The organism is Psychrobacter arcticus 273-4 (assembly GCF_000012305.1).
In the GTDB taxonomy this organism is placed as follows: domain Bacteria; phylum Pseudomonadota; class Gammaproteobacteria; order Pseudomonadales; family Moraxellaceae; genus Psychrobacter; species Psychrobacter arcticus.
On the sequence record NC_007204.1, the window covers coordinates 1,474,503 to 1,488,302 of the forward strand.

At 43.6% G+C, this 13,800-nt stretch carries 10 protein-coding genes; 4 read left to right on the forward strand and 6 right to left on the reverse strand.

Features of this window, described 5'->3' with window-relative positions; translation table 11 throughout:
- Positions 1–112 precede the first annotated feature (112 nt).
- Complete coding sequence (locus tag PSYC_RS06390) at positions 113–601, forward strand: Lrp/AsnC family transcriptional regulator (RefSeq protein ID WP_011280502.1); 489 nt, start codon at positions 113–115, stop codon at positions 599–601.
- 19 nt (positions 602–620) lie between these two features.
- Here PSYC_RS06390 and PSYC_RS06395 read toward each other — a convergent pair whose 3' ends face one another.
- The 5 genes from PSYC_RS06395 to PSYC_RS06415 all read right to left on the reverse strand — a co-directional run bounded on the left by PSYC_RS06395 (position 621) and on the right by PSYC_RS06415 (position 7,021).
- Positions 621–1,907, reverse strand: coding sequence for a YbfB/YjiJ family MFS transporter (locus PSYC_RS06395; protein WP_011280503.1), 1,287 nt, complete (start codon positions 1,905–1,907; stop codon positions 621–623).
- 249 nt (positions 1,908–2,156) lie between these two features.
- Positions 2,157–3,512 (reverse strand): ABC1 kinase family protein, encoded by a 1,356-nt coding sequence (locus PSYC_RS06400; RefSeq protein ID WP_011280504.1) that lies wholly within the window; start codon positions 3,510–3,512, stop codon positions 2,157–2,159.
- Between the two features lie 72 nt (positions 3,513–3,584).
- Positions 3,585–4,382 (reverse strand): HesA/MoeB/ThiF family protein, encoded by a 798-nt coding sequence (locus tag PSYC_RS06405; RefSeq protein WP_041757676.1) that lies wholly within the window; start codon positions 4,380–4,382, stop codon positions 3,585–3,587.
- A gap of 21 nt (positions 4,383–4,403) precedes the next feature.
- Positions 4,404–5,321: a peptide chain release factor N(5)-glutamine methyltransferase gene (gene prmC, locus PSYC_RS06410; protein ID WP_011280506.1), complete on the reverse strand. Its 918-nt coding sequence runs from the start codon at positions 5,319–5,321 to the stop codon at positions 4,404–4,406.
- A 47-nt stretch (positions 5,322–5,368) separates the two neighbouring features.
- Positions 5,369–7,021 carry an AmpG family muropeptide MFS transporter gene (locus PSYC_RS06415; protein WP_011280507.1) on the reverse strand — a complete coding sequence of 551 codons (1,653 nt, stop codon included), beginning with the start codon at positions 7,019–7,021 and terminating at the stop codon, positions 5,369–5,371.
- Between the two features lie 496 nt (positions 7,022–7,517).
- Between PSYC_RS06415 and PSYC_RS06420 the strand changes: the two genes are divergently transcribed.
- From PSYC_RS06420 to PSYC_RS06430, 3 genes are all read left to right on the forward strand, one after another.
- On the forward strand, positions 7,518–8,447 hold the full coding sequence (locus PSYC_RS06420; RefSeq protein ID WP_011280508.1) for a LysR substrate-binding domain-containing protein: 930 nt from the start codon (positions 7,518–7,520) through the stop codon (positions 8,445–8,447).
- A gap of 204 nt (positions 8,448–8,651) precedes the next feature.
- Positions 8,652–11,186, forward strand: a complete 2,535-nt coding sequence (locus PSYC_RS06425; RefSeq protein WP_011280509.1) for a membrane-bound PQQ-dependent dehydrogenase, glucose/quinate/shikimate family — start codon at positions 8,652–8,654, stop codon at positions 11,184–11,186.
- Between the two features lie 288 nt (positions 11,187–11,474).
- On the forward strand, positions 11,475–12,494 hold the full coding sequence (locus tag PSYC_RS06430; RefSeq protein ID WP_011280510.1) for an LLM class flavin-dependent oxidoreductase: 1,020 nt from the start codon (positions 11,475–11,477) through the stop codon (positions 12,492–12,494).
- Positions 12,495–12,621: 127 nt separating this feature from the next.
- Here the strand turns inward: PSYC_RS06430 and PSYC_RS06435 are convergent, their stop codons facing one another.
- Positions 12,622–13,581 carry an AEC family transporter gene (locus tag PSYC_RS06435; RefSeq protein WP_041757678.1) on the reverse strand — a complete coding sequence of 320 codons (960 nt, stop codon included), beginning with the start codon at positions 13,579–13,581 and terminating at the stop codon, positions 12,622–12,624.
- Positions 13,582–13,800: the final 219 nt, after the last annotated feature.

Here is a 13,800-nt window from a genome sequence, read left to right on the forward strand (position 1 = left end):
AAAGTTTACAAGGTGAATATCGGCTTTATAACAAGTATATTTGCATATTATTAGTGAAATAATCCAGATTAATCACTATAATTGGTTTAATTCACTAATAAAAGCACTCGTTATGCAACATACTCATTCTAATTATCTATTAGCTGCAGATATTGATGACACTGATAAACGACTATTACGCTTATTGCAGACCGATGCTCGTATGAGTATTACTGAGCTTGCTGAGCGTGTTAATCTGTCGGCAACCCCTTGCGCGCGCCGTGTTAAACGTTTAGAAGATAGGGGTATTATCACCGGTTATCATACCCAAACCGATGTCCAAAAACTTGGCTATCCCTTGGCAGTGTTTATTGCTATCAGTATGGACCGTCACACGGCTGACCGTTTTGAGCAGTTTGAGCGGAAGGTTAAAAGCTTTGATGAAGTCATCAGCTGCAGTATCGTCACTGGTCGCACGGAGGATTATTTAATTAAAGTACGCGTACGTGACATGGCACACTATGAGGAGTTTTTATTACATAGGTTAAATCGTATCGAAGGCGTGGCACAAGTCCATACCAGCTTTGAGCTGCGAGAAGTATTTAGCCGAAGTATGGTGTAATTATGGTGACGTAATCCGCTTAAATGATTGTTTGTTGCAGCCGCGTGGTTTGACGCCAGAAAAAGAACACCAAAACCAGTCCTATCAGCAGTCCTATAGCCGCCGCCAATAACCCTGCATTAAAATTATCATTTTTACCAGCCAGCGCCACCGTCACCAATGGTCCTATGAACTGCCCTAGCGCATACGCCAACGTTGCCAGGCCCATGAGTAGGTTTGAATAAATGGGATTGATGTTTTTAATAAGTGTCAGCGTCATAGAGACCATACCGACAAAGGTCAATCCTAAAATCATGGCGTTACCATATAAGCCAATAGCGCCATCAATCCCTATAGGCAAATACATGCCAAACGCTTGCAATAATGTCAAGCCCATTAAGGTTTTAACCTCACCAATACGCTTGGCAAGGGCGCCCCAAATCGGGTTTGAGAGCATGGCAAAAATACCTACCACCAACCAAATAGACAGTCCAGCAGAATTTTGAGTGGTCAAGCGCTGAGCTACCATCACCGGCAAAAAAGTCGCAGACGTGATATAACCAAATCCTGCCAGCACATAACTGGTCAACAGTAAGGCAATAGGCTTACTATGACCTGCCAGCGCCTCGTATAAAGAGTGCTTAAAATTAATATAGGTTTGATATAGTGAAGAGTGTTGATTGCTTTGCGCTGTTTTTGAGCTTACTGATGTTGGGCCAGACAAAGCACTAATAGCAGACGGGCGTATGGCATACAGCAGCCATAAAACGGGCAAACCAATCATTCCAGCGACTAGCCAAATCACATCGAAATGATAGCCAAGCGTCAGTAACCACCACGTCAGTATGGCCGAGGCACTGATACCGACACCGATACCCGCATAATGTACTGCCGATAGCACCGAACGGCGCTCATGACTAAGGCTTTGAATCACCAAAGATGAGCTTAAAATCATTGCCACACCACTTGCGATACCTGATAACAGCCGAATAACATACCATAAATTTAATGACATATTTGGCACGACCAACAGCATGGTAGTAATGACACTGACTATCGTCCATAAGATTAGCATGTGCCATGTTAAACGCTGCGGCACAAACATCGCGATAAGCGCGCCAATAAAATAGCCGATATAGTTGATTGAAGCAAGCCAACCTGCAATGGTCGTTGATAGCGACAATTGCAGCATAATATCAGGTAAAGTGGCTGTAAATAAGAAGCGCCCAAACCCTATTACCACTGCCAGACAATACATACCAATCAACGCAATCGCCGTTTCATTGGTGATAATAATAGCAGCACGGCTTTTGAGAGCAGTCATCATGACAGAGCCATTTTGTGGCAAAAAGCACACAAATCCTTTTTGTTAGAACAGTCAAAAGTAATTATAAACGAGTGATTAAAAAAGCATTATGTCTGGTATAGTAAGCCCAGTATAAAAACGATACAGCGGGACTGGAATGAATTTTTTGCAGCCTCTGTCTGCGCAGGCACAGCACGCCAGAAAAATTTATACCAGTGCCGCGTCAAAACATGATGTATCTACTTTATTTGGAATCGACTATATTTAATTCTATAGGACATTGAGTATTGGATGATTTTCTTGATCATTTATCTCAGCTTTTCCTAGCATCTGCACGCGCTGATCACTAAACATATCCATATCAGGCGCAAGCGTACGCATAAAGCGGTCAAAATAGAGCATCTGCTTGGTTAATAAGGCAAAGTCACGCGGGAAATGAATACCATGACGCTTGCCGACCTCAACAATCTCTAACATCATTGTATTCAGCTCATCAGCCTGCTCTTTAGTATTAAAAGGCACACCACTGGTAAAGGCTTTGTCCTCTGCCATGATGGTTTTCATCATACGCTGTAAATCATTACCCAATGCCACCACATCAACCTGATTGCTGCTATGGGTCATCTCCATATCTATCATATGGCGTGCCATCGCATAATAATCATTGTCCTGCATCGCTTGCATCATGCCCATGCAAGCGTGCCAGCTTTCAGCCTTTAATTTGCCGACAATACCAAAATCTAAAAATCCGATACGTCCATCGGTTAATAGCATTAAATTACCCGCATGCAAATCTGCATGGAAGCTATTACACAGCATAAGGCTTGCAAACCACGTATTTAGTGTATCTGCCATTACTTGCGCAGGATCAGTACAATACTGACGCATCAGAGACTCATCTACCATAGAGACACCGTATAAGCGACTCATGGTCAACACACGCTTGGTAGTGTGCGCTTCATATACCTTAGGTGCTACTACGCGTGTATTGCCTGATACCGCCAAAAACTGCTGGAAATCGCGAATATTTTGCGCCTCAGCGATAAAGTCTGTCTCTGCAAGCATACGCAGACGAATCTCATCGATAATTGGCGCAATACTGGCAAATCTCATCGAAGGCATCAACAGCTCAACCAACTTAGTCACGCCATGCAATACACCTAAATCCGTCTGCATGATGGTCTCAACATCAGGCTTCTGCACTTTTAACACAACTTCATCACCATTATGCAAACGCGCCGCATGGACTTGGGCAATAGAGGCTGACGCTAGTGGCTGTGAGTCAATATACGCAAACGTCTCTTCAAGTGTAAGACCATTAACCGCAAACTCTTCTTTTAATACTTGCTCAATATAAGCATAAGATAGCGGTGTGGTTTGATCCAAACAGCTCTGGAACGCTTGCACGTAATCACGGGGAAATAATGACGGCGTACTGGCAATAAACTGCCCTATTTTGATATAAGTGGTGCCCAATTGCTCAAATGTTTCTTTTAGTAGCATGGCATCAGGTTTTTCGCCTTTTGCCACTCTAAGCGCTGACAGGCCAGCGATACTCACCGTTTGACGAACACGATTAACGACATTAAAGGTATGCTTTAATAAATGCGGACGATGTATTTTCATAAAGACAACTGTGCTTATATAAAGAATATGTGAGGATGGGTAATGATAACGCTCAAAAGACAACCGATAAAATTAAGAAAGGCTATTGCAGACAGGACACTCTGTATCTTTTCGGTAGCCCATCAGCCGCTGCTGCATCTGACGACCATCCCATATTAACAGCTTATTCTTCAGTGGATTTTTGGTTAAACCTAAATATTGCAGAGCGGCATTGGCTTGTAGATTACCCATAATAGCGGTAGTACTGGCAAGCACCCCCGAATTGGCACAAGTACGCTCGTCAGCCGCCGCATCAAGTACCACTGAACCAAACACACAATGATAGCAGCCGGTACTTAGCTGTGGTTCAAACAGTGCCAATTGCCCTTGCATCGCAATAGCAGATGCCGATAATAATGGAATCTGATAACGCACACTGATACGATTGATAATATCACGAGTAGCAAAATTATCGGTACAGTCTAAGAGTAAGTCAGGCTTGCCAGTTGCCATATCAAGTAACTCATAAGCATTGTCTTCGCTCAAACGCGACACCGTACCGCGAGCCGTTATCAAAGGATTGATACGCATCAACATTTGCGCCGCTGTCAGCGCTTTAGGCTTACCGATATCATCAGGTAAAAATAGTGTTTGCCGTTGTAAGTTACTGGCTTCAATTTCATCGTCATCAATCAGATGAACGTACCCCAATCCTGCTCGCACTAAGGTTTCAGAAGCCGGACAGCCAAGCCCCCCTGCGCCTATTATGACGATACGTGATGATTTTAAACGTAGCTGCGCATCGATATCCCAGCCATCGAGCAATATCTGCCTTGCATAACGCAGCAGCTCATCATCTAATAACATCTCTGTTTCTACAAGCTCATTCATATTTATAACCATTACTTAAGATTAAAGCGAATGTTTATTAAACTGCCCAAGCGTCATTCTATCGTTTCCGCCAAAATCTTTAATCGTTCGTATATTATCGAAGTGATTGTCCGCAAATAATTGGCGCACAGCCTGCCCTTGATCATAACCATGCTCAATCGCTAGCAGCCCGCCTACTTTTAGATATTGTGGTGCATAATAGACAATATGTTCAATATCAGCCAAGCCATGATTTGGGGCACTCAAAGCACTGATAGGCTCTGCTAACAAACCTGCTAAATGCTCATCCGCTTCATCAATGTAAGGCGGGTTAGAGACAATCACATCAAATAACTGCTCATCTTGAGTAGGCAATTCGTCATACCAGCTACTATGGACAAACGTCACTTCAACAGCATTACTGACAGCATTATGCTGCGCAATTTTTAGCGCCTCTAGCGAGAAATCAACAGCAACGACTTGCCAGCTTACTTGTTTTAACGTATCAGCCAGCTTTAACTCGTGAGCCAGGCTAATGGCAATACAACCAGAACCGGTTCCCAAATCTAGCAATCGCATTGACTTTAACGTTGGCGTTGTACTAAATGGTTGACTTTTTATCCAATCTAACACTGTTTCAACCAAAACTTCAGTATCGGGTCTGGGAATCAAGGTATGTTCATTAACGGTAAAATCAAGCGACCAAAACGCCTGTGTGCCCGTTAAATAAGCCAATGGTGTACCTTGCTGCATCTTAGTCATACCAGCATTAAATCGCTCAGTCTCACTATCACTTAGCTGATAGTTATCATCAGTTATTAAAAATAGCGCGGGTTTATCAATGACATATAACAGCCAATCAGTTATCCAAAACTGCGGAATAGCGGCATCTGTAGCCGCTTTTTCCGCTTGCTGTTTGATTTGCCATACTGTTACGTCTGCTGCTTTTTGCGCTGTCATAACTGACTCTTAATAATTATATCTGTTTTATTTTTAGAACCTGCGCCCTATTCTGACGCACGCGGTGGCTTATTAGTGTTGGCCAAATTAGAATTTGCTTTGGTTAATTCGACACCTTTATTACTGCCACTATTACTGCCATCATCGTAAATATCATCGTTGTCACCAATGACGATATATTTATCAACATAATAAATCAGCGCTAAAATAGGAATGCCAATCAAAAAGGTGAACATAAAGAAAAACTGATAACTGGTGCTGTCAACGATAGTGCCTGAGTAACCGCCCACCACTTTTGGTAGTAATGTCATCAGTGATGAAAATATCGAATACTGTACGGCCGTAAAGCGAATAGATGTTAAGGCAGATAAAAAGGCAATAAATACGGCACTGGCAAGACCAGCAGCAAGGTTATCAAGGATTACTGCCAAATACATATACGGCAAGCTCCCAGGATGGTATGTCAGCAGAATAAATAATAAGTTGGTCACGCAAGCAAGGACTGCTCCAACCATCATTGCGCGCATGATACGCATTTTTTGTGCTAATAGGCCACCTAAAAAGCCACCGGCAATCGCCATAACAACGCCCACCAGTTTAACGGCGTTAGCAATGTCAATTTTAGTAAATGCCATGTCTTGATAGAAGACGTTAGAGATAACCCCTGCCACAATATCGGAGATGCGGTAAAGACCAATCAGCGCTAATAATAATAACGCCTTTTTACCGTAACGGCGGAAAAAATCAGCAATAGGCTCAATCCATGTGGTCTTAGCAAACTCTTGCTCTACAAGGTTGGCTTTTACTAAGCCGTAACCGATAGCTAAAGCCGCTGCCAAGCTCGATACCATACGCACCACTTCGATTAAGAAGCCTGCGAACACACTTTCTGTCTCAGGTAAGACCAAGCCCGCATTAGCAAATACCAATACAAAACCTATGACTGATATAGCAAATACCAATACCAGACGCGTATATTCTGACGTTTTACGCTCAACGACCACTTGTTGTCTAATCGGCTCATGAATCACTAAGGTTGTAATAACCCCAATACCCATGACCGCTGCCATAATCCAGTAAGTATTGCGCCAAGCCTCATAGCTATAAAAGCTCTCGGTAGAACCAAAATAATCGGCTAAATATAACGCCCCAGCACCAGCGACGATCATCCCGATGCGGTAACCGGTCACATACATGGCAGACAATACCGCCTGTAGACTTGGCGGTGCCAACTCAATACGATACGCATCAATAACGATATCTTGCGTCGCTGATGAAAAGCCAAGCAGTACTGCACCCACTGCCATCAGAACTAAGCTACCTTCATTCGCTGGGTTGACACTCGCCATAATACAAATGGCCGCAATAATCATCACCTGTGAAACCAATATCCAGCTACGCCTCCGACCTAAGAGCTTGGTTAATATCGGCAATGGCACCGCATCAATCAGTGGTGCCCAAATAAACTTAAAGGCATAACCAAGCGCAGCCCAGCTAAACATCGTCACTACGCTACGATCAATCCCTGCCTCACGTAGCCATAACGATAAGCTAGAGAAAATCAGTAAAATAGGAATGCCGGCGACAAAGCCTAGAAACAGCATGATAATCGAACGCCGATCAAGATAAGCCTGCAAAGATTCGCCAAATGACTTCTTGGCAATGGGAGGATTGGGCGGAATAGGTTGGACAGCAGACATAACAACTCACCAAAAATTTAGACAAAAAATACGACAGTGCGCTACCTTTTATCCAAAAACCTTATCTACTGGCAGTATGCCATCGAGACTATCAGGATAAAAAGGGACAAAAAATCGCCTAGCTCTGTACAAAGAAAATGACATTTGCTGCAAAATTAAATTATGGTACTTGAGAACGCCCAAATTGACTAGATATTTTTGCAATAACCACCTGATTGGAGATAGGTACTGTACCCCATATCCCAACTTCGTAATCTCATGTATCTTAACCTTTCTCAACTATAAACCACCCTCTACTTTTTTTGGTTTATTCATATTAGATTTTTATTTGACTTATTATCTGAACGATTTATCTATATTCTATATATGTATAAATAGATACCTATTTATTATATACAAGAATAATAGCTTTGTTTTACACTACAGCCTTGTTATGTTTTTTGGGCGTTTTAACTTTTATAAAGACGACTGACTCTTTATATGATGGGATTAACTTATGGCAATCGACGTAGTGGTCAATCAGCGGCATCTGCAAATTCAGCTTAAGCAGTTAGAGACAGTGTGGCATACAGTCATCAACGGCTATAACTTAAGTCAGGCAGCCACAGTACTGCACACCAGCCAATCAAGTCTATCAAAGCATATTGCTGCGCTTGAGAATCAGCTCAAAACTGAAGTATTTGTGCGCCAAGGCAAACGATTAACTGGACTTACGACAATGGGCACTGCGCTCATGCCGCATATTGAGTCTATCTTTGCTGAAATTCGTACGATTGAAAATCTCAGCCTCGACTTTAACAATCCAAATGTGGGTACATTGACGATTGCCACGACTCATACTCAGGCACGTTATGTATTACCAGAAGTCGTGAAAGAGTTTAAAGAGCGCTTTCCTAAGGTTAATCTCATCCTACAACAGGCAGATCCTGAAACCATCGCACAGATGGTGATACGTGGGCAGGCCGATATTGGCATTGCCACCGAGTCCTTGCTACATAACAACTATCTACGCTGCTACCGCTATTATGACTGGACGCATCGCGTCATCGTACCAAGCGATCATGAACTTGCAGGACTGGAATCTATTGATTTACCGACCCTGGCTAGCTATCCAATTGTGACTTATCACGGCGGCTTTACGGGGCGCGGCGCCATTGACAAAACCTTTAGTGACGCCGGTCTTGAGCCAGATATCGTACTGGCTGCTCTTGATGCCGATGTGATTAGTACTTATGTAGGCTTAGGTTTGGGGATTGGCATTATTGCCGAAATGGCATTTGAGCCAAGCCATTATCAGAATCTAACGGCCATTCCGGTCGACCATTTTGGGCGCTTTACCAGTTGGATGGCAGTACGTGATGACGCAGAAATTCGTCAGTATGGTCGAGCCTTTATGGAGCTGTGTCAAAAACAATTCAACAACTAAAACACCCCTACCAAACAGCTAATCTGAACCTACCCCACCTTTACCGAAATTATGCATAAGTGATAGAATAGAGTCTGAAACGTTATCCAACGTTTGATTTATTTTTTATAATGCATGTACTGCTGGACGCCTACACATCTAATTATTACTGGGTGTCGATCACTGCATGTTCATTTGCTCTTATGTAAACAGGTGGTACCGCTCATGGAAAAATTCGTAGCGATCATTATGGCAGTTTTTGCCGCCCCCTTGCTTATCGGTGGCGCTTATCTGCTCTCTTTAGGCGGTAGTCCATACTATCTCTTTGCTGGCATTGTCATGCTAGCGACAGCATTTTTATTGTTCAAAAAACATTGGAGTGCTTACGGGCTCTACGCTATTTTTATAGTAGCGACTATTGCTTGGGCTCTTTGGGAGTCCGGCTTTTATTGGTGGGCACTGGCACCTCGTGTTGGCTTCCCATTGATCTTTGGTCTATTAATGTTATTGCCGTGGGTATCTAATAAGATGCGCGGGCAGCGCGCTCAAGTAGCGACAAGCACTGCTAATAGTGCAATAACTCCAAACACGGTTAAAAAGAATCCTCTTTATTATTGGGGGTTGCTCGCTAGTGTGGTTGTAGGTGCACTCCTTTCTTTTGGGAGCTTAGCAAACAACGCCACGGACAAGTTAGGTGAACTTGATTTAAGTGCCTCTGATAAAGACACCTCTACAAATCTTGGCGATTCATTATCAACTGGCGAACAAACACCAGATGGCGAATGGAGCGCATATGGCCGTACTGACTATGGCCAACGCTACTCTCCTTTGACTCAAATCACCACTGATAATGTCAAAGATTTAGAGCTGGCTTGGCAAATTCAAACGGGTGATGTTAAAGGCCCTAACGATGTTGGCGAGACCACTTATCAGGCAACGCCGTTAAAAATCGGCAATGCGCTGTACTTATGTACGCCTCATAACTGGGTAATGGCACTAGATGCTGACTCTGGTGAGACACTATGGAAGTTTGATCCAAAAGTAGAAAAAAACCTACAACGCCAACACCAAACCTGTCGAGGTGTGTCTTACTATGCTGGTCAGTCTGGCACGGATAGCACTCCTCCAGTGGCTAATAATGAGACAAGCAGTACCATTAGCAATGCAGCTGTCAGCAATCAACCCGCTGCAACCAGCGATATGATAGTGCAAAAAATTGCTGGTAATACCTTTGAAAATGCATCTAAGCAATGCGATGCTAAGATATTTATCCCAACTTCTGATGCCAAACTATATGCACTCGATCCAAATACTGGGCAACGCTGTCAAGATTTTGGTGAAGATGGCGCATTAGATTTGATGCACAATATGCCATTTACACAGGCGGGCTACTACTATTCGACGTCGCCTCCGATAGTGGTAGGCAATACGATTGTTGTGGCAGGGGCCGTCAATGACAACTATGATGTAAATTCACCTTCTGGTGTTATCCGTGCTTATGATGTCAATACTGGTGAGCTATTGTGGAACTGGGATTCAGGCGACCCTGACAACACCGCGCCTTTTGATGTCAATGATCCTACTCAGACGTACAAAACCAGCTCGCCAAATTCATGGGCGATCGCTAGTGCTGATGAAGAGCTTGGTTTGGTTTACTTCCCTATGGGTAACCGCACGCCAGATCAGCTGGGCAGCTACCGAAACGCTGCTGAAGAAAAATATGCAACCTCTGTTGTCGCGTTAGATATTAATACAGGCGAAGCGCGCTGGGTACAGCAGTTTGTCCATCATGATCTTTGGGATATGGATACACCTGCTCAGCCAACGTTGCTTGACTTAGATACAGCTGATGGCGTCCAACCTGCTTTGGTTGTACCGACCAAACAAGGTGATGTCTATGTCTTGAACCGCGCAACAGGCGAGCCTATTGTACCAATCAAAGAACGTGATGCACCGCAAGGCTATCTCATTGCAGGTGAACACGCCGCACCCACTCAGCCTTATTCTGGTTTGAGTTTTGAGCCACCAATGTTGAAAGAAAAAGACATGTGGGGTGCCAGCCTGATTGATCAGATGATGTGCCGGATTGAATTTAACCAGCTTAATTATGATGGTCGTTATACACCACCATCAACGAATGGCAGCATAGTCTATCCTGGTAACTTTGGTACCTTTAACTGGGGCGGAATCGCCGTCGATCCTGAAAATGGCGTGATGTTTGGTATGCCAACTTACCTTGCCTTTACCTCAAAACTCATTCCCAAAGAAACACTTGGTGATGTTGAAACCAATAAAGGTGAGCAAGGTGTGAATGCCAATGAAGGCGCAGATTATGCGGTAGAAATGGGACCGTTTTTATCACCGCTTGGCGTACCTTGTCAGCAGCCACCATGGGGCACGATAGCAGGTGCTGATTTGGCCACAGGCGAGATTGCTTATCAACGCAAAAATGGTACCGTACAAGACTTATCTCCTATTCCATTAAAATTGGAGTTAGGTGTCCCTGGTATCGGTGGACCTATCATCACTAAAGGTGGCGTCGCACTCTTATCAGCGGCGACCGAAAACAACTTCCGCGCTTATGATTTGAAAAATGGTGATGTACTATGGAATGTGCGTATTCCAGCAGGTGGTCAAGCCACGCCTATGACTTACTTGAACTCTAAAGGTGAGCAAATGGTAGTATTGGTTGCTGGTGGACATGGTTCAGTGGGTACAACCATTGGTGATTATGTCATGGCCTATAAGCTTGCTAAGTGAATAAGAGCAGTTTATATACCTAGCTTTTGCTTTATTAACCTTACCTCGTTTTAAAAGCGTTGCGCTTTTTAAAACGGGGTACTTTTAACGAAAAAACAGGCGACCCATGTCATCTGCTTTTTTTATGAAATACCAACAATCAACCTCGGTTTATTTATCCATTAGAGTGCTTAAAAGCAGCTCACGCTAATTTGTTATGAATTATTACTACTCAGTAACGCGACTTGAAATCGATATTAATAATGAGCATATCAAGAGAAAATAATTAATAACTTTATTGGATGATTTATGAGTAACCCTATTCCCTTATCTTTCTTAGATTTAGCCCCTGTTCCTGAGGGTAAAACTATTGCTGAAGGCATTGCCCAAACGGTTGAAACCGCGCAGCAAGCTGAAAAATCTGGCTTAAACCGTTACTGGATGGCAGAGCATCATAATATGCCCGGTATCGCTAGTGCAGCGACGTCGGTACTACTGTCGCATATTGGTGCTCAGACCAAGCGTATACGTATTGGCGCAGGCGGCGTCATGCTGCCCAATCATGCACCGCTTGTTATCGCAGAGCAGTTTGGTACTTTGCAAGCATTATATGGCGACCGCATAGATTTGGGGTTGGGTCGTGCGCCCGGTACAGATGGTGCAACTTTTCAAGCATTACGTCGTCAGATGCAAGATGCCGATCGCTTTCCACAAGATGTGCAAGAGTTGATGTACTTTTTGGGGAATGGCACAGATGATAGCCCAGTACAGGCATTTCCGGGTGCAAAATCTAACATTCCTATTTGGATATTAGGTTCGTCTCTTTTTGGTGCGACCTTAGCAGCGCACTTAGGATTGCCATATGTGTTTGCCTCGCACTTTGCACCGCAAATGCTTGGACAAGCCATTACAGCTTATCGTGAGCAATTTAGACCATCGGCCTATTTAGATAAGCCTTATGTCATGCTAGCGGCAAATTTATTGCTTGCTGATGATGATGCGACGGCGCAGTATCACTTTACTTCAGCCCAGCAGAGTTTTGTGCGTTTACGCCGTGGTGAAACAGGTCAAATGCCAAAGCCTACTCATGATATGGATAGTATCTGGAACGCTGCTGAGAAAATGATGGTGGATAGTGCGTTGTCGGTATCCTTTATCGGCTCTGTTGAAACCGTCAAACCAAAGCTTGCGACGTTTCTTGCTACCTATCAGCCAGATGAGCTGATTGTGACAGCAAACGTTTATGACCAAGCAGCACGTATGCGCTCGCTTGAGCTTGTCTCTGAGCTTAATTTGTTTGATTTACAACCAACAGCAACGCTTGCATAATATTGAAAAACCTCCCCTTCTATTAAGATTGGGAGGTTATTAGATCAGGGTTTGATAAATTCTTAGTAACTGTCTGTTGATTTCACCATTGCATTATAAGAACCCCATTTATTCGTTTATAATATTCTTAAATCAACCCCATAGCGCGCAATATCGCGGCGCCAATCGCCATACCAAACATACCAACCACCGTGGTAAATGCCAAAATATTGGCCGCTAAAATATCATTACCACCCATCGCTTTTGCCATCACATAGCTTGCGGCTGCCGTTGGCGACGCAACCATCAAAAACAGTACGCCCATATGTACACCCGTTAAGCCAAAAGCAAAACCAACCGCTATAGCGACCAATGGTGCAATAACAATGCGTCCAATGCTTGCCTGCATAGAAAGTCCAGAAGGATGCAACATCGACTTCAAATTAATACTGGCACCTGCACAAATCAGTGCAAGCGGTAAAGCAACTGCTGCCAATAACCCACCGGTGATATGAATCACACCTGCAAGCGGTGGTAGTGGCAACGCTTTATAGGTAAATGCTGCGACGAGCGCAATGATAAGCGGATTTGTGAATAGCTTTTTGATAATCATGGTACTACGACTGAGCCAAGTATCTTCCGAACTTTTAGATACTCGGCTTAGCGTAATCACCGCTAGGATATTGAACAGTATCGTGACCACGCCCATGTATACCGCGCCAATACTCAAGCCGCTCGTACCATAAGCGTTAGCAACGGTCGCAAGTCCAATAATCGCCATATTGCTGCGAAAAATACCTTGTACAAAAACTCCTTGATTAGCAGGGTCACTGATAAAATGCTTGGCATAGAGCTCAGAGCCAATAAACAAAATAAAGGTCACCACAATACCAGCGACTATCAATACCACTTGCTTCGCATAATCAACATCACTATCGACCACACTAAAAAATAGCAGACATGGCAAACAGTAGTTAAAAACGAAACTAGAGGCCTGATCGACAAACACCTGATCCGCCTCACCCCGTCTTTTCATAAAAAAACCCAACCACATTAAGGCAAGGTTGGGCAAGACGATGGTCATAGCAAAAATAATGGCATCAATCATAAATAGGCTCAATTCGGTGACAAGCCCATCATAATATGGACAATAGCGTGGTAAATTAGTAAAAACGATGTAGGAAATAACAGATGTAGGTAATAACAATAGGGTTGATAATTCGTAGAGCTGTATTTCGTAGAGCTGTATTTCGTAGAGCCAGTATAAATAAAAAACAACAACCAAGACAAGCCAGTGTGCCACTTTCTTTTAACGACTATGATGTTT